Raw genomic sequence first — 24,412 nt, forward strand, 5'->3', positions numbered from 1 at the left:
GCCCGCTAAGGGCGAGCTACCGCTTTCTCCGCGAGGGTATTCTCGAGCGCCGCCACGAAAGCCCGGTTCTGTTCGGGCGTCCCGACAGATACACGAATGTAAGTAGGGTACAAGCGGAAGCCCGGTCGAACGATAATGCCTTGTTTAAGCAGGGATTGGAACGCTTCCTGGGTAGGCATGTCGAGATTCACCATAATAAAGTTCCCTTGCGACGGGAAATACGGCAAACCCAGCCGCGTAAACTCTCCTTGCAAAAAGTCGCGCTCCGTCTGGTTGAGCGCAGAGCACTCCTGCACGAAAGCTTGGTCAGCCAAGGCGGCTGTTGCAGCGGCTTGACCGAAACGGGACGTATTGAACGGCTCCCGCACACGGTTGATCATGTCAATGACCTCAGGACGTCCCACCCCGTATCCGATGCGCAGGGAAGCGAGGCCGTAAATTTTGGAAAATGTACGCAAAATGACGAGATTCGGATAACGTTCCAGCATCGGGATGGACTGCGGATAAGCTTCATCCTTGACAAATTCGTAGTACGCCTCATCCAGCACGACCATGACATGGGCAGGCACCCGGTTCAGGAAGGAAGTCAGTTCCGCATCGGTAACGATCGTACCTGTCGGGTTGTTGGGGTTGCACACCCAGACCACTTTGGTTTTATCATTGATTTTGGCGAGCATGGCTTCGAGATCATGCTTTCCATCCACAAGCGGCACTTCGATGCTTACCGCACCCTCGATGACGGCATTGCTTTTGTATACGGAAAACGTCTGGTCTGCCATAATCGTTTCGTCGCCTGGGAGGAAAAATGCCCGGGCGATCAATGCGATGATTTCGTCCGAACCGCAGCCAAAAATCAAATGGTTGCTCGCAACGCCGAGATGTTTGGCGAGCGTGCTCGCCAACTCCGCCGAGCTGCCATCCGGGTAAATGCTAATGTTTGCAAATTCATTCTTAATCGCTTCAATCGCGGCAGGTGAACTGCCGTACGGATTTTCGTTGGAAGCGAGCTTGATGACTTTTTCGAGCCCCAGCTCACGCTTCACTTCTTCAACCGGTTTGCCTGGTTGGTATACAGGCAGATTGACAATCTGGGATTTCGGTTTCAATCCGACCGCCTCCTTCATGTTGTGCTTATAAACAGGAACGGCATGCCGAAGCATGCGCCACTAGAATCCCCTAGTCTCCTACTAACCTTTTAATTGTGCCACAAAGTTGCGGATTTGCAACAGACCTTCCTCGCGCGTCTCGGCCTGCTTCAGCAAAGGAATGGCCTCTTCGACTTTGCGTACGATGGCGCTGCCCACGACAACCCCGTCGCAGATGCGGGAAAAACGCGCAACTTGTTCGTGGCTCGAAATGCCGAAGCCTACGGCGACGGGAATGTCCGTGTAGCTTTTGACGGTCGAAATGAAGCTCTCGATTCCGTCGAAGAAGGATGCCCGTTCCCCTGTAACGCCAAGGGAAGATACGCAATAGATAAATCCGCGAGCGCCGGACACGATGCGTTCGATCCGTGCGTTCGATGTCGGAGCGACGAGCGGAACGAGGTGGATGCCCGCGGCTTCCGATCTCCGGCGCATATCCTCGGATTCCTCGATCGGCAGATCGGGAATGATCAGACCGCTGATTCCGTTATCGACCAATAGCTCGAAAAAAGCATCCAGCCCGGTTTGCAGTACCGGATTATAGTAGGTGAACAGCACGAATGGCATTTTGACGCCTTCTTCGCGTGCTCTCGCTGCGGTTTCAATGCAGGTGCGAATCGAAATTTGGCTCTGAAGCGCACGTTCCGATGCACGCTGGATGACAGGGCCATCGGCAAGCGGATCGGAGTAAGGCACGCCAAGTTCCAAAATATCGGCGCCTGCCCTTTCGAGCTCCTTGATGATGGCAACCGTAGTATCCAGATCAGGATCCCCTACGGTCAGGAACGGAATCAGTGCGGTGCGTTTCTGCTCCTTCAGCTGTTGGAAGGTCTGGTCCATCAAGTTCATGCCAATTTACCTCCCGTATACTTCATGATCGATTCGACGTCTTTGTCTCCACGCCCCGAGAGGCAGATCACGACGAGATCGTCCGCCGTCAATTCGGGCGCAAGCTTGATCACCTGGGCAATGGCATGCGAGGATTCCAACGCCGGAATGATGCCTTCCGTGCGGCAAAGCAATTGCAGGGCATCCAGCGCCTCCTGATCCGTGATGGGAACGTACTGTGCCCGCTCGGCATCCTTCAAATACGCATGCTCGGGGCCAACGCCCGGATAGTCCAGCCCTGCCGAAATCGAATGCGCCGGCTGCACCTGGCCGTACTCGTCTTGGAGCAAATAACTCATGGAGCCCTGGAATACGCCATGCGTACCCTTGGTCATGGTCGCGGCATGGAACTCGGTCTCCACGCCTTTGCCGGCAGCTTCCACGCCCACCAGCTTCACATTTTTGTCGTTAATGAACGGATAGAACATGCCGATGGCATTGCTGCCTCCGCCGACGGCGGCAACGATGACGTCCGGCAGCCGTCCTTCCAGCTCCTGAATCTGGCGACGCGTTTCGTCGCCGATGACACGCTGGAAGTTGCGAACCATCATCGGATACGGATGAGGCCCGACGACCGAACCGAGAACGTAAAACGTATCCTCCACGTTGCTGACCCAGTAACGCAGCGCTTCGTTGCCCGCGTCCTTCAGCGTTCGGGTACCCGATGTCACCGGGATGACCTCCGCACCGAGCAATCGCATGCGGAATACGTTCAGCTGCTGCCGCTGCGTGTCTTCCTCGCCCATAAACACCTTACATTCAAGGCCGAGCAACGCGGCAACCGTAGCCGTTGCTACGCCGTGTTGTCCTGCGCCCGTTTCGGCGATGACTTTCTTTTTGCCCATCCGTTTGGCCAGCAATCCCTGTCCGAGGGCATTGTTGATTTTGTGCGCGCCCGTATGGTTCAGGTCCTCGCGTTTGAGGTAAATTTTCGGTCCGCCCAGATGGCGAGTCAGCTGCTCCGCAAAATACAAGGGGGTTTCCCGTCCGGAGTACTCGCTGAGCAAATAGTTCAGCTCCTTGTTGAACTCCTCGTCCTTCGAGAAGCGCTCGTAGGCTTCTTCGAGCTCAATCAGCGCGTTCATGAGCGTCTCAGGCACGAAGCGGCCTCCAAAAAGGCCGAAACGCCCGTTGTGATCTGGTAATGTATGTGTCATGCCTGCTTCACCCTTTCTACAAATGCTGTTATTTTTGCTATGTCCTTCACGCCGCCCGTCTCCACGCCGCTGGATACGTCAACCCCATCCGGTTGATAGGTCCGAATCAGGTCCTCTACGTTATCCGGCTGCAGTCCGCCCGCAACAAACCATTTGACGCCATTTTCCTTGCACCAGTCGGCATAAGCAGGGATTCGTTCCCAAGCAAAGGTTTTGCCCGATCCCCCGCCATACATGGGGTCATGGGTATCCAATAAAACAGCGTCCACTGTTCCTTCGTATGGGGTCAAGGCGCGTACCGCCGAATCGTTCTCATCATCGCCTGAGCCATCTTTCGGAAACGAAAACACCTTGAAAACCTCCGCTGCCCAGCGCTGCTTTACTTGGCGGCAAAATTCCGGCGTTTCCTGCCCATGCAGTTGAATGACGTCAAGGGGCGCCACATTCATAATATGTTCCAGCTCTTCCAGCGCAGGGTTTACAAATACCCCCGCCAATCCGGGTCGTTTCCCGGCCTTCCAGTCCATCAAAACTTCGCGTAAATCAGCTGCCCGTTCCGGTTCAATGCGGCGGCGGGATTTGGCAAAGACAACACCAATGTAATCCACAGGCAAGTTTATCATTGATTTTAGCACTTCAACGTCCTGAAGTCCACAAATTTTTGCCGCCGTCGAAGCCTGCTGCTGCCCAATTCCTTCACGGCTCCCTGCTTCGCCTTGTATGTTTTCGGTCATGCTTTTGGACCCATAAGCTCGTATACCGCAGCTTCCACATCATCCTTGCGCATCAGATGCTCCCCGACCAAAATGCCGCTTACGCCGGCCGATTCCAGCGCCTGCAATCGATGAGGACCGTCAATGCCGCTTTCGCTGATCAGCGTAACACGCTCGGGAATCCTTTCCATCAATCGAAGAGTGGTGTCCAGGCTCGTTTCAAACGTCTTGAGATTGCGGTTGTTAATGCCTACCAGGGTCGCCTCGGGTAAACTTAACACTTGTTCCAGTTCCGCACGGTCATGGACCTCGATCAGCACATCCAGCCCGATGCTCCGGGCAAAGCCAAGATATTGCTCCATCTGCTGTGACGTCAATATACTGGCGATCAGGAGAACGGCGTCTGCGCCAAGCAGCCTTGCTTCAGCGATTTGCCGCTCGTCAATGATGAAATCCTTGCGCAGGAGCGGAAGGTTCACTGCTTCCCGAATGGCCTGAAGGTACTCCCCGCTGCCCTGGAAATAAGAAACGTCCGTCAGTACGGAAATGCAATCCGCACCAGCCCGTTCATATGCCATCGCGATGTCCACCGGATGGAAATCCGGACGAATGAGTCCTTTGGAAGGCGATGCCTTCTTCACCTCCGCGATCAATCCCAGCTTGCGATGACGCCCTTTCGACAGCGCATGCTCGAATCCGCGCGTGGGCGGCAGCTTTTCGATCTGTTTCAGCGCTTCCTCCATGCGGAACGTTTTGCCTAGTTCTTCCACTTCCTGTTGTTTGGTAACTACGATGCGATCAAGATACATGACTGTACGCCTCCGTTGTGTGAATTAATTGATTCAGCTTCTCCGCAGCCCTGCCGGAATCGACGGCCCTCGCTGCCATAACGACGCCATCCGCAATCGAATCCGCAAAGCCTGATACGTAAATGCACGCTCCCGCGTTCAGCAAAACGACATCCCGGTAGGCGCTCCGTTCGCCTTGGAAGATCCGTTTAATGATTTCGGCATTCTGCACCGCATCTCCCCCTAGAACCGCATCCAACTTGTGCAGGGGCAGTCCCATATCCCGTGGGTCGATGTCGTATGTTCTTACTTCGCCGCCCCGCAGCTCGGATACCTGCGTCGGTGCCGAAATGCTGATTTCGTCCAGCCCGTCATGACTGGCAACAACCAACGCACGCTTCAGACCCAGACGATTCAGTACCTCGGCGATCATCGGCGTGCGGCTCCGGTCGTAGAGACCGAGCAATTGGCGATCCGCTCCCGCCGGGTTCGTAAGCGGTCCAAGCATGTTGAAGATCGTCCTTACGCCGAGTTCCTTCCGAGGCCCTGCCGCATGTTTCATGGACGGATGGTAAACCTGGGCAAAACAGAAGCAGATGCCGATATCGTCAAGGCACTGGCGCGCCTGCTCTCCATTCAGGTGAATATTGACGCCAAGCGCCTCCAGCACGTCCGCGCTTCCTGCCCGGCCCGAAGCGGAGCGGTTGCCATGTTTGGCGACGCGTACGTTAACGGCTGAAGCGATGATCGCAGAGGCGGTGGAAATGTTGAATTTGTGAATGCCCGAACCGCCCGTTCCGCACGTATCCAGCAAGTTGCTGCCATTGGTGAGGATGCGTCCGCCCTGTCCGCGCATCGCTTCGGCGAAGCCCGTAATTTCGTCCACCGTTTCCCCTTTCATGCGCAATGCCATCAGCAGCCCGCCAATCTGAGCAGGAGTAGCTTCACCGCCCATGATCGAAGTCATCAGATCGCGCGCCTCCGCTTGCTCCAGATGTCGACCCTCCAAAATTTTGGTCAGCCCTTGCTTCATTCCTTCCGCAGTTGCGCCGGGCGCAACGCTGCTTTTCGAGTCATCGTTCATCACCGGATTCATGTTCATGTCGGTCTCTCCTCTCTCAGTTCGGCATCGCTGCCGGAGTTACGAAATAGTCCGCGTTTGCCATATTGGCGTTGCCCAGTCTGTTCTTGGCGGGGAACATCGCTTCCGCCGTCCGAATCGCCGTGAGCAGGGCTTTGGCCTTGTTCACCGTCTCCTGGTACTCGTTCTCAGGCACGGAATCCCATACAATGCCGGCTCCGGCCTGCACGTAGGCTTTCCCTTTTTTGAAAATGATCGTCCGGATGGTGATGCAGGCATCCATATTGCCCGAGAAGCCCAGATAGCCGATCGCTCCGGCATAGGCTCCCCGAGCCTCTTTTTCCAGCTCTGCAATGATCTCCATCGCCCGCAGCTTGGGCGCGCCGGATACCGTTCCGGCCGGGAGGCAAGAGAGGAAGGCATCGAAGAAATCCTTGTCGTCCCGCAGTTCGCCTGCCACGTTGGACACCATATGCATGACGTGGGAGTACCGCTCAATCTCCATGAACATGTCGCATTTCACGCTGCCGAATTTGGAAACCCGCCCGATGTCGTTCCGTCCCAAATCCACCAGCATCAGATGCTCCGCACGCTCCTTCTCGTCCTGCAGCAAATCGGCCGCCAAAGCACGATCCTCGGCTTCCGTGGCCCCTCTGGGACGGGTACCGGCGATCGGCCGCGTCTCCACGCGCGTTCCGTCTACCTTTACGAGCGCTTCCGGGGAAGTGCCCACGATGATCTCGTCATCCATTTTCAAATAATACATGTACGGTGACGGGTTCAACGTCCGAAGCACGCGGTACACATGCAAAGGAGATACGTCGGTATCGATGTGGAAACGCTGCGACAGTACAACCTGGAAAATATCCCCTGCCCGAATGTACTCCTTGGCCCGATCCACATTCGCCATGAACTGTTCTTTCGTGACATTGGATTGAATATCACCGAGCTCCACATGACCCGGAATGGAACGCGGATTAAGATTTTCGCCCGGTCCTTGCTGCTGCAGCCGCTCTGCGGCCAACTCCAGCTTCTCCGACGTGCGTGCATACGCTTCGCGGATCTCTTCGTCGGTCGCCCCATATTTCACATGTACGTTTCCTACCAGCAGCATCTGCTGCTTCACATGGTCGAACACTACGATCTGGTCGCAAAACATAAAACGGATGTCGTCCATATTCAGGTCATCCAGCGCATGTGCCGGAAGCTTCTCGTAATACTGAAGCAGGTCGTAGCCGAAAAATCCGATGGCCCCGCCCGTGAACGGCGGCAGCTCATCGCTTTTGGGGCTGCGATACTTCCGCAGTAACGCCTTGAGCTCTTCTACCGGCTTGCCCGGCAGCTCCCGCGTCCGGCCAGCCTCTTCCACCACGATACGGCCTTTTTTCGCCGAAATCATCAGGAACGGATCCGTGCCGATGAAAGAATATCTCGCCCATTGGATCCCACCTTCTACACTTTCCAGCAGGAATGCCCGGTCGTTGTCAGCAAATCTGCGGAAAATCCGAATCGGGGTCTCCATGTCTGCCAAAATCCGTTTGACGACCGGAATCAGATTATATTCATTCGACATTTTCAGCACTTGGTTCACGTTTGGCGTTATCATCAGATCACGTCCTTTCAAATTTGGGTGGCGAGGCGGTACGGTTAAAATAACAACAAAAAAGCCTCTACCATCTGGTAGAGACTTCGTTTATCTGCTGAATTTGATTAGGTGGCATTCCATTCGTGAACAGATCCATATACGTACTGCAGCTGCAAAATAAGATACACAGGTCATGGGAAGAACGATACATCATTCCATCGTGTCCTACGGAATCCAGACGCCAGCTTCGTGATCCGTCAATCCTTACAATCCGACCCTCGATCCCAAAATTAGAAAAAGGTGTGCGGATTGTACAGACGAAAATGGTCCGAAATTGAACGCATCGTCCAAACACGCTTTTATCCCTGCTCTGTCTCATCTTGCAACCAGACGTACCGCGAATCAATTAACCGGATCCTTCCCCGGCAATCACCCGCTGGACTCTGCTGCATGCTCCACTATCTCAACTAACCTCAGCTCAAACTCATACTCTACTCAACTGTTTATCACTATACAGGAATGCGGAAGATTTGACAACCGCAATCTTACGAATTGGATGGTGCAACCAGATCGGGGCGCAAAGCCTGCGCGCCGTTCAGGTACACATGATTGATTTCATGCTGTGCCTTTTCCGTATTTACATGCACCATAAAGCGGATGCATTGCGGCAAAGCACCGGCAACCGGCACCTCCAAAGCGCACATCAGCGGCACAAGCTCCCAGCCTTCCAATTGCCGAATCGCTTTGGCCGGGAATGCCGCATCCAAATCACCGGTCATCGTGATCCACACGCTGCAAATATCCTCCGGCACAATACCGTTGCGATCCACGATTTCGCGCAGCAATACCGCTGTTTCGCGCAAAATCTCTTCTTCGTTGTTTTGCGTGACTGTCGTAGCCCCGCGGACTCCACGTGTTACCATTGGCTTTACACTCCTTTCTTGAGCAATTCAATAACGTCCCGAACCATGGCTACGGGAACGTCTTTTTCGATTCTTGCCGATCCGATGCGATCAGGTATGATAAAGACCATATGGCCTTCACGGAATTTCTTGTCATGCATCATCGCATCCATTAAGGCATCCGTGTCCAAATGTTCCGGCATCGTCACCGGAAGGCGCAATGCGCGCAGCATGCGGGTTGTTTCCTCATGCAGCCCGGCCGGCGCACCCAGCTTCTCGCCCAGCAGCGCCGAACCCGCCATGCCGATCGAGATGGCCTCGCCATGCAAAAACTCGCCGTATCCGGCAATGGCTTCGATGGCATGGCCGATCGTATGCCCCAGGTTCAACAGGGCACGCTCTCCGTTCTCCCGCTCGTCCTTGGATACGATTTCGGCTTTGATCGCACAGCCGCGTTCCAGGCCATAACCGAGTGCTTCCGCGTCGAGCGCGAGCAGCTTCTCCGCATTCTCCTCGCACCAGTGCGCGAAGGCTTCGTCGCGAATGAGCCCATGCTTCAGCATTTCGGACAATCCGGCCGAAACGTCCCTCGGAGGCAGCGTCTGAAGCGTGTCCACATCGTACAGCACCAGTTCAGGCTGATGGAACGCGCCGATCATGTTTTTGGCTAGCGGATGGTTCACCGCCACCTTGCCGCCAACGCTGCTGTCATGCGCCAGAATCGTGGTCGGCACTTGGACGAACTTGACGCCGCGCATATATGTAGCGGCTACAAATCCGGCCAAATCACCCACAACGCCGCCGCCGAGGGCAATGATCGCCGAGCTGCGATCCAGCTTGCCCTCGATGGCTGCCGTCATCATATCCTGATAGACGGCCAGCGATTTGGACGTTTCGCCGGAAGGAACCACGGCTGAGACGACCGTAAATCCGGCGTCCTGGAGTACCTGTTCCAGTGCAGGCAGGTATCGTGGCCCTACTTTGTCATCGGTAATGATCAGCAGCGGGCTCTTTTTGGTCAGACCATACTGTTCGAAGAAACGCGGCGCCTGTCCGAGCAAACCGCTGCCGATCAGGATCGGGTAAGAACGCTCGCCGAGCTGGACCGTTAGCTGGCGCATCTTAGTAGCTCTCCAATTGTGCCTTGTAGCTCTCGTAATTCGAGCGGATCTCTTCCATGGAATCCCCGCCGAACTTCTCAAGGAACGCTTTGGCGATCTCCCATGCCACGACATGCTCCATCACCACGCTGGCTGCAGGAACGGCACAAGCGTCCGAACGCTCGACTTGAGCGGTGAAAGCTTCTTTCGTATCGATATCCACGCTTTGCAGCGGTTTGTACAGCGTCGGGATCGGCTTCATCACGCCGCGAACGACAACCGGCATGCCGTTGGTCATACCGCCCTCGAATCCGCCAAGACGGTTCGTCGCGCGGTGGTACCCGCGTTCCTCGCTGTAGAGGATTTCGTCATGGACTTGCGAACCGCGGATCGTGCCTGCTTCAAAACCGATGCCGATTTCCACACCTTTGAATGCGTTGATCGACATAACGCCTTGGGCAATGCGTGCATCCAGCTTGCGATCATACTGCACGTGGCTGCCCAATCCAACAGGAACACCTTCCACGATGCATTCCACGATGCCGCCGATGGAGTCGCCTTCTTTTTTGATCAAGTCGATGTACTCTTCCATCTTCTTCTCGGTTTCCTTGTCGGTCACTCGTACGGAAGAAGCCTCCGTAATTTCGATCAACTCGTCGATCGGCAGATCCTGGTATGGCGCTTCGATCTCGCCGATGCGCAGTACGCGGCCTGCCACCTTGATGCCGAATTCGGCCAGGAACTGGCGTGCCAACGCGCCGCAGGCGACACGTACCGTCGTTTCGCGCGCGCTGGAGCGCTCCAGCACGTTGCGCAGGTCTTTCAGGTTATATTTCAAACCGCCGTTCAAGTCGGCATGGCCCGGACGAGGACGGTGCACCCGGCGTTTTTCTTCGTCACTGCCCTCGATCGGTTCGATGTTCATAATGTTCTGCCAATGCTTCCAGTCGTTGTTCTGCACCACAAGCGCAACCGGAGCTCCCGTCGTATATCCGTGGCGCACTCCGCCGACAAAGTTCGCCTGATCTTTTTCAATCTGCATCCGGCGTCCGCGTCCATACCCTTTTTGGCGACGGTGCAGCTGGAAATTCAGCTCTTCGAAATCAATATGCAAATTGCTTGGCAATCCTTCGATAATGGCGGTCAATTGGGGTCCGTGCGTTTCCCCTGCGGTTAAATAGCGTAAACTCATTTTACGTTCCCCCTTTAAACTGTTAAACTGCGCATTGCTAAAATCCCATAATTTCTTTGCTCATTATAGTATAGCTGACCGGCTTTGACAAGAAAGTCCGCCTTTTCGCTGCATGTAAAGACAACATTCCGGCCGATCCGCGCCCGGTCGCTGCATCCAAGGAAATTCAGGCAACGGCTTATGTGCAAATAACCGCCCGGGCACATCGCAATGTGCAACCGAACGGTTAACCGTTGGCGAATCCTATTTTTTGCGATAAAAGAACGTTTCTGCCGTTTCCAAACCGTATTGTCCCGGGGAAAAAATCTGCTCCGTACTGCCTACGAAAAGAATGCCCCCCGGCCGCAGGCTGGCTGCGAACTTATGGTACAGCAAGTTTTTCGCTTCCTCGGTAAAATAGATCATGACATTCCGGCACACGATCAAATCGTACCCTTCATCGAAACGGTCCGTCAGCAGATTCTGCTTCATGAACTTGACGGAGCTTTTCAGCTTGTCGTCGATTCGATACATTAAGCCATCCTGACGGAAATATCGGCTTGCCACGTCTTGGGGAACATCCTTGAGCGAACGCTCCATGTACCGACCTTCCTTGGCTTTGGCCAATGCACCTTCATCGAGGTCGCTTGCCGTGATGGAGCTGTCCTTCAACACGCCCAGAATGTCCAAAATCATCGCAAGGGTGTAGGGCTCCTCTCCAGTGGAGCAAGCGGCACTCCACACTTTGACACGCCTTTTGGACCCGATCAGATCAGGCAAAATGTCGTCCCGCAGCACTTCCCAGCGGTTGGGGTTGCGCCAAAACTCCGAAACGTTGATGGTCATGCGATCCAAAAACTCATAAAAAAGTGCCTTGTCCTTCTGCATGGCGTCGAAAAATAACGCAAACGTATTAAACCCGTTTTTGTTGCGAAGCGTGGTCAGCCTTCTTTTCATCTGGCCTTCCTTGTATTGAGCAAGATCAATGCCTGTGCTCTCTTTGATTTTCCGGATAAATCCGGCGTAATCCTGATCCAATTGTTCCTGCTCCAGCATCGTATCACCCTTCTGGCTAAAAAATTACAACCAGGCTGCGATGCTCTTGTCGTACGCTACCAATTCCTCTGGTGCAAAGAAGTTCGCTGCTTCACGTTCGGCACTCTCCGGAGAGTCCGCCCCATGAATCAGATTATGCGGCGTATGGCTGGCAAAATCCCCACGAATGGTCCCCGGGGCAGCTTCCTTCACATTGGTTTTGCCAATGACGATGCGCGCCAGGGACACGATGTCGTCCCCTTCCCAAACCATCGCAAAGACGGGGCCGGAAGTAATAAATCGGACGAGCTCATCGAAAAACGGCTTTCCTTCATGCTCCGCATAATGACGCTTGGCCTGCTCCTCGGTCATTTGCACCAATTTGCCTGCCACCATTTTAAACCCTTTGTCCTCCAGGCGGCTAACGATACGTCCGATCAAACCACGCTGCACGCCATCCGGTTTCACCATCAAAAATGTACGATCCACGGGATCACTCCTCACTCACGGCTCATAATTATTACCAAATATGTAGACGCAATCTTCTTGATTGTAACATAGATGTCCAATTCCTCCCAATGAGAAACATCACATCCAAGTACATTTTTTGCGCCAGTAGTCGCCAAGAGGCAGGCCCGTAACGGTTCAATGGAAAATTAATGAGTGCGTTTGACGACGAAATGCGCAATGTCGCGCAAATTTTTGCTGGTTTTGATCTTTGGCAGCTGATCCAGAGCATCGAGCGCTTTCTTCATATATCGGTCAGCCAGTGCTTCGGCTTTAGCGATTCCTTGACTTTCGCGAATCATTCCAATCGCGTCCGATGCGCTTGCGCGCCCTTCTTCCTGTCTAACGCGCGAAATCTCGGCTAGCAGCGGCTCTCGCAAACGCTCTTCCTCCAAGGCATACAGGACCGGCAGCGTAATGTTGCCCTGCTTCATGTCGCTGCCTGGCGGTTTGCCCAATTGTTTTTCCGTTCCCACCAGGTCGAGCACGTCATCCTGAATCTGAAAGGCCATGCCCACATTGTATCCGTAAGTATAGAGCAGCGAGGACACTTGTTTAGGCGCGCGGGTAGCAAGCGCCCCAAGCTGACAGCTGACCGCGATCAGCAGTGCTGTTTTGCGACGGATGCGCAGCAAGTAATTGCGTACGCTTTGCCCGGTGTTGAAAAAGTCACGGATCTGTTCCATTTCGCCGATGGACATCTGCACCATGGCCTTGGCCAGAATACGATGAATTGCCGGATCGGACAGCCCGGCCGTCAATTGCAATGCTTTACCGTAGATATAGTCGCCGGTATACATGGCAATCCGGTTATCCCATTTTGATTTCACGGTTGGTTTACCGCGGCGCGTCTCCGCATTGTCAATCACATCATCATGCACCAATGAAGCGGAGTGGATCAATTCCAGCGGAACCGCAATCAATTTCAAGCGTTCAATGTCGTATGTACCATACTTGCCGCCAAGCAGCACGAACACGGGACGCAAACGTTTCCCACCCGCTTTAAGCAAATGAAGGGATGTTTCGCTTAACAGCTGCTGCTCCCCTTCAACGCTGCGGTACAGTTCTTTTTCAATGTAATCCATATCCTTCTTCAGCAACCCGAAAATATCCAGTAGTTTCATTCGTTCACCCGTGTCAGCGTATTGTCAGTCCCTAATTCCATGCTACCTTCCCTTCCAGCAGGTCGATGGGCAGACGACTTCAATGATCATCCGCCCGCCCTTCCTGCTTATGCTCATCCATGTTCGATCACGCCATTTCCCGCCGTCTGGCCGACACCGGGAATTAAACTCTGCGACGATTTCTGAAACAAAAATTATACAGAAGCTGCCGGAGCATGGGTCAAGGCTGACTAAATACACTATACGCTGCTCAACTTTCACCCATACCCCGGAAAATCCGGGATTAAAACAGATCCGACCTCACGCTGCAACGGCATATCGCCCATGCAAAAAAGGATATCTCCGGTTTAATCCCTTGAATCCGGTTCTCCCCATCTCCGGAACAACTGGTGTGGAATACGCAAGCTGTCCAACACCTTGCCCACCAGAAACATGATCAAGTCGTCCATCGTTTGGGGTTTGTAATAAAAAGCCGGCATGGCCGGAATCATGCGCACGCCAAGGCGCGAAAGCTTGAGCATGTTTTCCAGATGGATCGCATGCAGCGGCGTCTCGCGCGGCACCAGAATGAGCGGCCTTCCTTCTTTCATCATGACATCCGCAGCGCGGGCCATCAGGTTATCGGAGGCGCCTTGCGCGATGGAAGAGAGCGTCCCCATGGAACACGGCATGACAATCATGCCGTCCGCCAGAAAAGAGCCGCTCGCAATCGAAGCTCCTATATCGCTTACCGGATGGTAGATCAGGGAACCGGAGCGGCCCCCAAACTTTTCGTCCAGGATCCGCTCGCGATTCGTTACTTCCCAATCCAGCTCTTCTTTTAGTACGCGCCAGCCGGCGTTGGAGATCACCAGATGCACCTCGTAGCCCAGATCAAGCAGCGTTTCGATCAGCCTGATGCCGTAGATGCTGCCGCTGGCTCCCGTAATTCCGACAACAAGCCGTTTGTTGTCCAGTTGGAACATTTATTTCACCGCCAGGTCGATCAAGGTAAACGTAAATACTACGATGCTCAGCACGCTGTTCATCGTAAAGAATGCGGTCTGAACCCGGCTCATGTCGTTCGGCGACACAATGTAGTGCTCATAGAACAAGATGCCATAAGTAATCAGCATGCCTGCGCCATACCACCAGCTCAGATCGGTCATCAGAAGCAGCGCCAAAAATCCGACGGCGGTAATCACATGGAAAAACTTCGCGATCTGCAAAGATTTGTGCAGTCCGAAGCGCGAGGGAATGGAATGAAGTCCCTCGTCTTGGTCAAACTCAAGATCCTGGCACGCATAAATGATATCGAAACCTGCCGTCCAGAACACGATGGTGACATAGAACACGATGGCCGTCCAGTCCATGGTACCGGTCACGGCTACCCATCCGCCCAGCGGCGCCAGTCCGATCGTCATGCCCAGCACAACATGGCACAACCACGTGAAGCGTTTGGTATAGGAATAAATGACGAGCATAAATACCGCGATTGGCAGCAGCTTCATCGAAAGCACGTTCAGGTTATATGAAGCCCAGAACAGCAAAATAAACGATACGATAACGAAAATGATGACTTCTCCGTTTTTCAACAACCCCGCGGGGATGGCACGCATCGCCGTCCGCGGATTTTTGCCGTCGATCACCTGGTCGATCATGCGGTTAAGCCCGAAAGCGGCGCTTCTGGCACCGACCATCGCCAGCAGCACCCACATGATTTCGAGCCAGCTTGGAAACGTGTTGTTGACCACCATCGAGCCAAGGATGGCTCCCATGAAGGCAAATGGCAATGCAAAGAGCGTATGCTCGATTTTGATCATTTCTAAAAAGATGCGAATTTTCCTAAACATGCTAATTCTCCTTGGTCCCAATATGCAGTGCCGCGATGCCTCCGGTCAGGGGGTAGGCCTGCACTTTCTTTAATCCGGTTTCTTCGAAAATGTGCGCCAGTTCCTTTCTTCCCGGAAATAGCGCCAACGAATCCGGCAGCCATTTGTATTGTTCGTAACGCTTGGCAAACAACTTGGCAAGTCTCGGCAGCACCTGTTCGAAATAAAAATAATAAATGCCCTTGAACGGCTGCCAGGTCGGCTTCGACAATTCAAGGCACACAACCATGCCGCCCGGTTTCGCGACGCGCTTCATCTCCGACAGCACCTGTCTCAGGTCCGGCACGTTGCGCAGCCCGAAACCGATGGTGACATAATCGAACGAATTATCTTCGAAGGGGAGCGACATGGCGTTTCCCTGCACAAGCGTGATCTGATTCTGACGATTTGCGGCGTTCACTTTTCCCTGCCCGACCTGAAGCATGTTGTTGCTGAAATCCAGGCCGTGCATGTGCCCCGTTTCACTTGCCTCCGCCATGGCAAGGGTCCAGTCGCAAGTACCGCAACAAAGGTCCAGGCCGGTATCCCCTTTTGACATGTTCATTTTTTTCATCGTGAACTTGCGCCAGGCCTTGTGCCTGCGAAAACTCAAAATGTCGTTCATGATGTCGTATTTCCCGGCGATGCTCTCGAATACCGAATGGACGAATTCCTCTTTCGGTTTTGTCTCTGCGTTACCCATTCGTCTCCCCCTCAATTCTCCCCCGCTGCCGCGCGCGAAGGCTGCAAATAGGCCAGGTAAGGCTCAAGAATCAAATGCACTTCCTCAAGCCCATGCTCTTTTGCGTCGTCCTGCAGCAGCAGTTGCACGCGGTTCACGGCACTGCGAAGCTTGTCCAGCAAAATGTCCTCGACCCGATGTTTTTTCAGCATGTTGCTCCGAACGTCCGGTGCCGGGTCGGATTGGCGCAGTGCATGCCGTTCTTCGTTGGACCCTTGCTCATATACATGCCAGAAGGCATAACTGTGAACAAAATGGCCGTCGTTCAAACGATGCAGCTCCGTCACGATCGTTTCACAACGGCTAAACTCCTCAAGCAGGCATTCCCAGATCTTGCGATCCCCGGATTTGATCATATGCCCAAATGAAAGAAACAGCTGCATTTTCAGCTGCACCGTTTCACGCATGTATTCATCAGCAGAAACGAAAAATTTTTGCATCCGTGCATACAAACTCATCTTGCGAACATTGACTTCGGAAACCGCCCCGCTGAGCTTGCCGATCATCTCGATGCGCCCCGCATGGGCAAGGAGTTGATAGAAGCGGCTGCTTAAATAATCGCCGGCAAGCACATTCAGCTGCCTGGAGCGCATTTCCTGCTCTTTGCGTTCCCCGGCATCCGTATCGATCAGGTCATGCGTATCCATGGCCAATTGAACCAGCGACGTGGCGAGAGCGTACAGCTCGTCATGTCCCCTTTCATCCGTCCTTCCCACAAAAACCTGAAGCAGGCGCGCACGGCTATCCGGGAATGGCGGTATTTCCGTGTGCCGTCGAATCATGTCGTATTCGGTATATTTTTTTGCTAGTTCAGGTACGCGGTATGAATTCATTTTCAGCCTCCGAGCCTTTCATTGTAAAACCCATTCTGCACTACAATCTTATATATTATAGCATATGTTTCTTCGGCACGCACTGAATCCTGACATTCATTTACCCTTGATTTGCCCTTTCGAATTGCTTCTTCCACAATGCCGTTTCCATGATATGGAACCATTCCTTCAAATTATCCGACAGCTTGGGGCTTGACCAGCCGCGCAGTTCGCCGATGGCACTTTCGGGCCATTGATTGCGCCGAATATCCGCAGCCAGCAGCAGATGCCGTTGACGGGTCCATTCGTCCTCGGCCAGAACGCGGAGCAGCACCTGCTCCACGTTGGAGAAACCACCGAAAGACAGTTCGGCAACGTCTGCCATGCTGCCATAAATTTTTTGATATCCAATATCGGTGCCTGTGACCTTCAGGTCCAATTTCAATATCGATTTATCCCATTCTACTTTGGCGATCGGCGCAGCCAGCTGCATCGATGCCAAGGCGTCCACCAAGTTGTCCTGCGTAAGCTCGCGCGGCTGCTGGGCCGCGGTCACGGGCCGGGCATGCTCTCCTCCCAGCGTGCGATGCTGCATGGACTGCAAAGCCACAAGCAAAAAGACGGCCGCAAAGGTTGCCAGAACCGAAGCAGTTACGATCAACCGCGGTTTCATATATGCCTCCTCGTCCCTACATGATAGTGTAGTCTGTCCAGTAAAGGCTCATACCTCATTGTACAACGAAAAAAAGCAGGCTATGCCTGCAATTTTCATCATTTTTGAAAGGTCAGAACTCCATCGTTCAGGTCGCTGAGCATACAAGGAAAACATGATGCATACCTGTGTCGATCCTTTGGAAAATCAGGATCTTAATACGCTTCTGTCATTACTCGGACTGAAGCTCGCCATGCTTGGTGATCAACGTGGCTTTGCCGCGGATTTTAATCGCCGAGGTATGGTTCGTGAACTGGGCAATCATGACCTCACCCTTGTCCAACTTCTCGGTGTGGTGGAAACGCGTGTCCTGTCCACGGGTCAACCCGATGACCTGCACGCCGTTCTCCTCTGCCTTGATAACGATATAATCACTACCGGTTGGATGGTCCATGGCGTAACGTCCCCTCTCTCCTGGTTCAATAGCGTTAATGATGGGCAACAACGATTCATTTGTCAACCCGTTGCTTGCCTTTCTGGAATCTCGTCGTTTTGGAGCGATGCAATTCTCCCCCCAAGGGCATACTACGATCAGCCTCAAAGGGAAAGGAGCAAACGACATGAAATATGACCCTGCACCGCTTTCGGAAGAACATGTTCACAAGCTTCGGGAGCTGGAGCGGCAATTCACCGAAGTTACTGGCGAACCGCTGGTTCTGGTAGCTTATGCTCCGCAAGCCGAAGACAAAAGCAAGCTCCCCGATTCAGGCCGCTGAAGGCTCTGCGCGGACGGATTCAAAGGCAAAAGAAAAGGCCGTGAACAAGTCACGGTCTTTTTGCTGGCATATGGAATATGTAGAAATCTTATTTAATTCCGTCTTTGAGCGCTTTGCCTGGTTTGAACGCAGGAATTTTGCTCGCAGGAATTTCGATTTCTTCCCCCGTTTGCGGGTTGCGTCCTTTACGTGCAGAACGCTCGCGCACTTCGAAGTTCCCGAAGCCCACCAATTGCACCTTGTCTCCGTTCTGCAAAGCCTCGGAGATCGCTTCGAATACGGCATCAACCGCTTTCGTTACATCCTTTTTGGACAATTCAGTCGCTTCGGCCACGTGGTTAATCAGGTCCGATTTATTCATTATTTTCACCTCCTGGATCAATATCCTGAATGTTATACTGTGTTTCCGTTTTATAGCGAAATATACGTTCATCCGCAAAAAATGTCAATCCCATCTCTGCTTCACAAACGAAAATCTGCGCTTCCGGTAGACAGTCATTTCCGGCAATGAGATCGCCTGAAATCAAGCATTTCAGGCGCCGAACAAATTTTATACTAATACAGACAGCCCACAATTTCAAGTCCGGTTGCGGTTCAGTACGTAAAATGTAACAGCCAAAGCCAGCACGAGTACGCCGCCTTTGACGATATCGTGAGCAAAATACTGCACGTTCATCATGGTCAGGCCGTTGACCAGCACGCCAATCAGCACTGAACCGATAAATGTGCCAATGACGTTGGGTTTGCCGGCTCCGAATACCGAAAAACCGACAAATACGGCAGCAACGGATTCCATCAGCAGCGGCGAACCCGCATCGATCTGGCCCGAACCTACTTTGGAAGCGTACAGAATGCCGCCAATCGCGGCAAATACGCCGGCAGCCACATAAGCAAGCGTCCTCACCTTTTTCACTTTGATGCCCGAAAGTCTGGCCGCTTCTTCATTGCCGCCCGTCACATACATCTGCCGTCCATACTTGGTATACGTCAGGAAAATGTGCACGCCAACCACCGCGATGATCAGCAGAATGACCGATATCGGCATGCCGAGCCATTTGCCCTGCCCAAGCTGCAGGAAAGTCGGATCCATCTCGCCTGCAGCCTTGCTGCCGTCGGGGAACTGCATATGATTATAAATGGTATATCCCTGAGCATACGTCTTGTGAATGCCGCCGATGATATACATCATGGCCAGCGTGGCGAGCAAGTCCGGAATGCGCAGTTTTACAATGAGTAGTGCATTCAGCAGTCCGATTATCGCCCCAAGCACCAGCGGGACAATGATAACGACCGCGAGCGGCTGTTGATACCAAATCATGAGCGAGGCCGTGACTACCGTCGTCAATGAAACTGTAGCGCCTACGGACAGATCAAAACCGTCCACAATGAGAGATAAGGTTACGCCGATCGCAACAAAGGTTACGATTGAGATGGAACCTAAAATATCCGTCATATTGCTGTACGTAAAAAAATAAGGCAGGCGTATGCCAAAAAAGGCTATAACCGCAATAATAACGATAATCGCTCCGTACCGGAACGCGAAATCCATAGTTTTATCCTTCATGTCGCACCTCTTGTCCACCGCTTGCGTAATATAGCAGTTGTTCTTGATTGGCTTCTCCCCGCTTGAAATGCTTCACGATCGTTCCTTCGCACATGACGGCGATGGTATCTCCGATGCCCAGCCCTTCGTCCAACTCGCAGGTAAAATAAATGATGGCTTTGCCGGCTTGCGCCAGTTCGTTGATCAACTTGAAAATATCGCTTTTGGCGCCGATGTCCACGCCTTTGGTCGGCTCGTCGAAGACGAACACTTCCGCATCCGTATTCAGCCATTTGCCGATCGCTACCTTCTGCTGATTGCCGCCGCTTAAATATTTGACCTCCTGGCGCACCGAAGCCGTTTTGATGCCAAGCTGAGCCACCAGGGATTCCGCATTTGCCCGTTCCTGCTTCCGGCTTACAAAACCCAATGTGCTAAGACGACCAAGCAAGGGCAAGCTCAAATTCCGTTCCACATTTTCATGGATCAGGATGCCCTGCTTGCGGCGTTCCTCGGGAACGGAAACGATCCCTGACGCCGCTGCGTCAGCAGGCTGTGATAATCGCAGCTTTCGCCCATCCAAAAAGATTTCGCCTGCCTCGAACTTGTCCGCTCCGATAAGCAGCCTCGAACACTCCGTTTTACCGGCTCCGACCAGGCCGACGACAGCAAGCACTTCACCCCTTCGGACCGAAAGGTCCACCCCTTTAACTTTGAGGCCTCGACGCAATCCTCTGGCCTCCAACAGCACTTCTCCCAGCGGCACTTCTGTTTTGGGAAATTCCTCGTCAAAGGTTTTGCCCAGCATTTGCCCCACCAGGTCGTGAATCGTCACCTCCTGCGCATTGCCTGTGAACACATGCTGCCCGTCCCGCATGACCGTTACACGGTCACAGTGAGCGGTAACCTCGACCAATCGATGCGTAATGAAAATGCAGGCGACACCGCGATCCTTCAAATGATGCACGATCCGGAAAAACGCATCCGTCTCTTCTTGGCTGAGCGGGGCTGTCGGTTCGTCAAAAATAATGACTTTGGCGTCCTGAACCAAAATTCTCGCCAGCAAAATCATCTGTTTTTCCGCAAGCGTGAGCTCGGCTACTTTTTTGTGCAAATCGATGCTTGCCCCAAGCTGTTTCAAAACTTCCCCGGCCCGCTGCTGCTGCTTTCGCGGACTGCTCCACCACCCCCGCGAAGAGGATGCCAACTGATCCAGCATAATATTCTCCGCGGCAGTCAACTGAGGCACCAGCGCGGCATCGACCTCTTGATACACGCAGTGGATTCCGTTTGCCTTGGCATCGCCTGGCGAAGCCAGCCGAAGACGTTGCCCATTCAGCGTGATCGAACCGCGATCCATCTGGTACGCGCCGGACAACATTTTCATCAGCGTGCTTTTTCCGGCTCCGTTGGCGCCAAGCAATGCATGGATTTCCCCGCCACGGACGGAAAAATCAACGTCCTTCAGTGCAGGCACGCCCGCAAATTGCTTGCTGACCTGTTCCATTTGAAGCAAAATTGGCGCATCTGTCATGATGCTTAACCTCCTATCGCCTATGGCTCCCATAAGGAGTCTTTCTTTATTGTGAATTTTTCATCTATTGAACTTGTCATATATGATTGAAAAAAACGCGCCTTGCGGCGCGCTCCTGTTACGCTGCTTTATTTCGCAGTGATGCCATATTCCTTCATCCAGTCCTTGATGCCCTGCGTGCTTCCGCCCCAGCCCTCCACATATTCGGACAGCTCCGAAGTAGAGATTTGCTGATCAGGCAGCGCATCACGCTGCACATACACGGGATTCAGCACGACCTTGTCCTCGGTCTCGTCCCCGTTCAGCTTCTGGTAGGCGTAACGGACCTGGACGCGCCCGATGTCTGTCGGGTCTACGGCCGCGGAGGCCACCCAAGGATTTTTCGGATCCTGAATCATTTGCAAATCCTCGTCGCTCATATCGATGCCGTATACTTTAATTTCGTCGCGGCCTGCTTGCTGGATCGCACGTGCCGCTCCTTTGGCAAACTCATCCCAAGCGGCCCATACCGCCGTGATCTCGCCTTTTGGATATTGTTTCAGAATGGCTTCCATTTTGGCCTGCGTATCCAGCGCCGGGTTTTGCGCGGAACCAAACGTTGCGATTTCCTTGATATCCGGATTCGCTTCCATGAATGTTCCGTATGCCAGCTGGCGCCGCTCCATTGGCGCAAATCCCGCCACCCAAACTTTAACGATGTTCCCCTGGCCGTTGATATCCTTCTTCATCTGTTCCAGCGTCAGCTCGGCCATTTTTTGGTCATCCTGGGACATTACCGTGGCACCAGGGACGTTGATGTCTGCATCAAAAACGACGATCGGAATGTTTTGTTCCACGGCCTTTTTGACACCGGGTTCCAACAACGCATCGCCATGGTCTGTCAGGATGGCATCGAATTTCTGATTGATGGCGCTGTCCAGCAGCGATACCATTTTGGCTTTGTCGTTATCCGCCACGAACGTGGTCAGCTCGCCGCCGAATTTCTCGATTTCTTCCTTCACGCCCTGTACGTATTGCTGCGAGAAGGTTCCCGTATTAAACTCCATGATCAGTGCGATGCGTTTCCCGCTTAACGGCCCCGTAACCGCTTCGGTTTGAGGCTTGTCCCCTTCAGTCCCAGACGCTGTGGTCGAAGCCGGTTCTTTTTTGATTCCGCATGCGGATAGAGCCAGTGCAAGCACCAATACAAGCCCGAACCATGCCCATTTTACCGTTTTCGTTTTCATGTCTATATCCCCCTGTTCTCACTCGCTGTGTGACCTGGATCACAATAGTTGAGTATTAATATAACGACTAATTCCAAGCATGTAAATAGGTTTTAGTAATTTAAAGCTAGAAACCACTACATTTTTTCTTTTCACACTCTTTCATATCCAGTACAACCAAAATCATGAAACGAACGACAAAAAAGATCGCAAGGATCATCCTCGCGATCTTTCCAACTTACAGTATGATGGCAATCAGTCCACCCGAGCCTTCGTTGATGATACGGCCGAGCGTTTCCTGGAGCTTGTAGCGGGCATTGTCCGGCATCATGGCAATTTTGCCCTGGATCCCCTCCCGCACGATCGAATGCAGGGAACGGCCAAACATGTCTGAATCCCATACCTTGATCGGATCGTTCTCGAAGTCCTGCATCAAATACCTGACGAGTTCCTCGCTCTGCTTCTCCGTACCGATAATCGGCGCGAACTCGGACTCCACGTCAACGCGGATCATATGAATCGACGGGGCAGTTGCCTTCAAGCGAACGCCGAATTTCGTGCCTTGGCGGATCAGTTCCGGTTCATCCAGTGCCATCTCGGCGAGAGATGGCGCCGCAATGCCGTAACCGGTCGTTTTGACCATCTCGAGCGCTTCGGCGAAGCGATCGTATTCCCGCTTGGCATGGGTGAACTCCTGCATCAGCTGCAATAAATGGTCTTTGCCCCGGATTTCGATCCCGACGACTTCGTATAGGATTTGATCGTACAGCTCATCCGGAGCGTACAAGTCGATTTCCGCCACGCCCTGCCCCATGTTCATGCCGCTGAGGCCCGCACGGTCAATGAATTCATACTCCATGAATTGCGACACGACGCGGTCCACGTCCCGCAATCTGCGGATATCTTTGACGGTGTCGCGCACCGAGTTTTCATAGTTGCTGCGCAGCCAGTGGTTCTCATTCAGCACCATGACCCAGCTGGGAAGGTTCACGTTGACTTCATGCACCGGGAATTCGTACAACACTTCACGAAGAACTCCCGTGACATCATCCTCCGTCATCGTCGCCGCGCTGAGGGTCATGACCGGAATGTCGTACTTGGCCGCGAGCTCGGAACGCAGCTGCAGTGTCTCGTCGCTGCGAGGACGCGTCGAGTTGATGACCAGGACGAACGGTTTGCCCACTTCTTTCAGTTCGGCAATGACCCTTTCTTCGGACTCGACATAGGAACTGCGGGGAATTTCCGCAATCGTGCCGTCCGTAGTAACGACGACGCCAAGCGTCGAATGTTCCTGGATCACCTTGCGCGTGCCGATTTCGGCCGCTTCCTGGAACGGAATGGGCTCTTCGAACCAAGGCGTGGAGATCATTCTTGGCCCGTTTTCGTCTTCGTAACCTTTGGCCCCTTCCACAGCATATCCTACGCAGTCGACGAGCCGAACATTGACTTCCAGCCCTTCCGTCACCTTAATCTGAACCGCGTTATTCGGCACGAATTTAGGTTCGGTCGTCATAATCGTTTTACCCGCAGCGCTTTGAGGCAATTCATCCACTGCCCGGGCACGATCCGCTTCATTCGTGATGTTGGGCAGTACGATCGTTTCCATGAAACGTTTGATAAATGTTGATTTCCCCGTCCGGACCGCGCCAACAACCCCGAGATAGATGTCCCCTCCGGTCCGCTCGGCAATGTCCTTAAAAATGTCCACTTTCTCCAATGAAATCCCCTCCCTAAAATACTCCGAAGGAAAAATGCTAAAGAGCATCCGCTTCGTTTTTTCAATCAGAAGACTGAAATCCCTGCAACGGTAGAGCCGCCTTTGTGAGTGCCCGGAAGTCGTCCGCCGCCGAACATTGCATTCTGATGAAACCGGTGAAAGCGGCGTTAACTCGTACATGCAATTGGACTAGTATCATCTTATGTATCCGTATGCAGCAATATGACGCGTTTTTTCATTTTTTGTCCAACCCCTTTTCGCGGGATTAAGGCCTCTTTTCGGAGTATGACGCCTTAATTTCAATCTACTTTATGAGACTGGTCGTGCTTTTATGCGAAATTAAAAAGAGATACCCCTAACACAGGAATATCTCTATCAGAATTGA

At 53.2% G+C, this 24,412-nt stretch carries 25 protein-coding genes; 1 reads left to right on the forward strand and 24 read right to left on the reverse strand.

The window, feature by feature from the left end:
* Positions 1-5: 5 nt before the first annotated feature.
* The 19 genes from hisC to mtrB form a co-directional block, all read right to left on the reverse strand.
* Positions 6-1,106: a histidinol-phosphate transaminase gene (gene hisC, locus MKY59_RS19350; protein ID WP_339273234.1), complete on the reverse strand. Its 1,101-nt coding sequence runs from the start codon at positions 1,104-1,106 to the stop codon at positions 6-8.
* Positions 1,107-1,187: 81 nt separating this feature from the next.
* Positions 1,188-1,994, reverse strand: a complete 807-nt coding sequence (trpA, locus tag MKY59_RS19355) for a tryptophan synthase subunit alpha (protein ID WP_236419771.1) — start codon at positions 1,992-1,994, stop codon at positions 1,188-1,190.
* Positions 1,991-3,190, reverse strand: coding sequence for a tryptophan synthase subunit beta (gene trpB / locus MKY59_RS19360; RefSeq protein WP_236419773.1), 1,200 nt, complete (start codon positions 3,188-3,190; stop codon positions 1,991-1,993). Before trpB ends, trpA begins: the two co-directional genes overlap by 4 nt.
* A complete protein-coding gene (locus MKY59_RS19365; RefSeq protein WP_339273236.1) occupies positions 3,187-3,924 on the reverse strand; it encodes a phosphoribosylanthranilate isomerase in 738 nt (245 codons plus the stop codon). Before MKY59_RS19365 ends, trpB begins: the two co-directional genes overlap by 4 nt.
* Positions 3,921-4,712, reverse strand: a complete 792-nt coding sequence (gene trpC, locus MKY59_RS19370) for an indole-3-glycerol phosphate synthase TrpC (RefSeq protein WP_339273238.1) — start codon at positions 4,710-4,712, stop codon at positions 3,921-3,923. The genes MKY59_RS19365 and trpC overlap by 4 nt, the downstream gene beginning before the upstream one ends.
* Positions 4,702-5,775, reverse strand: a complete 1,074-nt coding sequence (gene trpD, locus MKY59_RS19375) for an anthranilate phosphoribosyltransferase (RefSeq protein ID WP_339278441.1) — start codon at positions 5,773-5,775, stop codon at positions 4,702-4,704. The genes trpC and trpD overlap by 11 nt, the downstream gene beginning before the upstream one ends.
* 34 nt (positions 5,776-5,809) lie before the next feature.
* On the reverse strand, positions 5,810-7,378 hold the full coding sequence (gene trpE, locus MKY59_RS19380; protein ID WP_339273240.1) for an anthranilate synthase component I: 1,569 nt from the start codon (positions 7,376-7,378) through the stop codon (positions 5,810-5,812).
* A gap of 524 nt (positions 7,379-7,902) precedes the next feature.
* Positions 7,903-8,280, reverse strand: a complete 378-nt coding sequence (gene aroH / locus MKY59_RS19385) for a chorismate mutase (RefSeq protein WP_236419779.1) — start codon at positions 8,278-8,280, stop codon at positions 7,903-7,905.
* Between the two features lie 5 nt (positions 8,281-8,285).
* Positions 8,286-9,380 (reverse strand): 3-dehydroquinate synthase, encoded by a 1,095-nt coding sequence (gene aroB, locus MKY59_RS19390; protein ID WP_339273242.1) that lies wholly within the window; start codon positions 9,378-9,380, stop codon positions 8,286-8,288.
* A 1-nt stretch (position 9,381) separates the two neighbouring features.
* The gene (gene aroC, locus MKY59_RS19395) at positions 9,382-10,551 is read right to left on the reverse strand and encodes a chorismate synthase (protein WP_339273244.1); all 1,170 of its coding nucleotides are present in this window, start codon (positions 10,549-10,551) and stop codon (positions 9,382-9,384) included.
* Positions 10,552-10,794: 243 nt separating this feature from the next.
* Entirely contained in the window at positions 10,795-11,586 is a 792-nt protein-coding gene (locus tag MKY59_RS19400; RefSeq protein WP_339273246.1) for a protein-glutamate O-methyltransferase CheR, read from the reverse strand.
* 24 nt (positions 11,587-11,610) lie between these two features.
* A complete protein-coding gene (ndk, locus tag MKY59_RS19405) occupies positions 11,611-12,054 on the reverse strand; it encodes a nucleoside-diphosphate kinase (protein ID WP_236419787.1) in 444 nt (147 codons plus the stop codon).
* Positions 12,055-12,221: 167 nt separating this feature from the next.
* Positions 12,222-13,196 (reverse strand): polyprenyl synthetase family protein, encoded by a 975-nt coding sequence (locus MKY59_RS19410; RefSeq protein WP_236419789.1) that lies wholly within the window; start codon positions 13,194-13,196, stop codon positions 12,222-12,224.
* Between the two features lie 347 nt (positions 13,197-13,543).
* A complete protein-coding gene (locus tag MKY59_RS19415) occupies positions 13,544-14,161 on the reverse strand; it encodes a flavin prenyltransferase UbiX (protein WP_339273250.1) in 618 nt (205 codons plus the stop codon).
* A complete protein-coding gene (locus MKY59_RS19420; RefSeq protein WP_236419793.1) occupies positions 14,162-15,028 on the reverse strand; it encodes a UbiA-like polyprenyltransferase in 867 nt (288 codons plus the stop codon). It lies immediately after the preceding gene.
* 1 nt (position 15,029) lies between these two features.
* Positions 15,030-15,749, reverse strand: coding sequence for a demethylmenaquinone methyltransferase (locus MKY59_RS19425; RefSeq protein ID WP_236419795.1), 720 nt, complete (start codon positions 15,747-15,749; stop codon positions 15,030-15,032).
* 11 nt (positions 15,750-15,760) lie between these two features.
* Positions 15,761-16,621 carry a heptaprenyl diphosphate synthase component 1 gene (locus tag MKY59_RS19430; RefSeq protein WP_236419797.1) on the reverse strand — a complete coding sequence of 287 codons (861 nt, stop codon included), beginning with the start codon at positions 16,619-16,621 and terminating at the stop codon, positions 15,761-15,763.
* A 100-nt stretch (positions 16,622-16,721) separates the two neighbouring features.
* Entirely contained in the window at positions 16,722-17,273 is a 552-nt protein-coding gene (locus MKY59_RS19435; RefSeq protein ID WP_236419799.1) for a hypothetical protein, read from the reverse strand.
* Between the two features lie 211 nt (positions 17,274-17,484).
* Entirely contained in the window at positions 17,485-17,706 is a 222-nt protein-coding gene (gene mtrB / locus MKY59_RS19440; protein WP_236419801.1) for a trp RNA-binding attenuation protein MtrB, read from the reverse strand.
* Between the two features lie 166 nt (positions 17,707-17,872).
* Between mtrB and MKY59_RS19445 the strand changes: the two genes are divergently transcribed.
* Positions 17,873-18,028 (forward strand): hypothetical protein, encoded by a 156-nt coding sequence (locus MKY59_RS19445; protein ID WP_236419804.1) that lies wholly within the window; start codon positions 17,873-17,875, stop codon positions 18,026-18,028.
* Positions 18,029-18,116: 88 nt separating this feature from the next.
* Here MKY59_RS19445 and MKY59_RS19450 read toward each other — a convergent pair whose 3' ends face one another.
* From MKY59_RS19450 to spoIVA, 5 genes are all read right to left on the reverse strand, one after another.
* The gene (locus tag MKY59_RS19450; RefSeq protein WP_236419806.1) at positions 18,117-18,389 is read right to left on the reverse strand and encodes an HU family DNA-binding protein; all 273 of its coding nucleotides are present in this window, start codon (positions 18,387-18,389) and stop codon (positions 18,117-18,119) included.
* A 216-nt stretch (positions 18,390-18,605) separates the two neighbouring features.
* The gene (locus MKY59_RS19455; RefSeq protein ID WP_236419808.1) at positions 18,606-19,592 is read right to left on the reverse strand and encodes an ABC transporter permease; all 987 of its coding nucleotides are present in this window, start codon (positions 19,590-19,592) and stop codon (positions 18,606-18,608) included.
* Positions 19,582-21,105, reverse strand: coding sequence for a sugar ABC transporter ATP-binding protein (locus tag MKY59_RS19460; protein WP_339273258.1), 1,524 nt, complete (start codon positions 21,103-21,105; stop codon positions 19,582-19,584). Before MKY59_RS19460 ends, MKY59_RS19455 begins: the two co-directional genes overlap by 11 nt.
* A gap of 128 nt (positions 21,106-21,233) precedes the next feature.
* Complete coding sequence (locus MKY59_RS19465) at positions 21,234-22,331, reverse strand: sugar ABC transporter substrate-binding protein (RefSeq protein ID WP_236419812.1); 1,098 nt, start codon at positions 22,329-22,331, stop codon at positions 21,234-21,236.
* 217 nt (positions 22,332-22,548) lie between these two features.
* Positions 22,549-24,027 carry a stage IV sporulation protein A gene (gene spoIVA / locus MKY59_RS19470; protein ID WP_236419814.1) on the reverse strand — a complete coding sequence of 493 codons (1,479 nt, stop codon included), beginning with the start codon at positions 24,025-24,027 and terminating at the stop codon, positions 22,549-22,551.
* Positions 24,028-24,412 lie beyond the last annotated feature (385 nt).

The organism is Paenibacillus sp. FSL W8-0426 (assembly GCF_037969725.1).
GTDB lineage: Bacteria > Bacillota > Bacilli > Paenibacillales > Paenibacillaceae > Paenibacillus > Paenibacillus hubeiensis.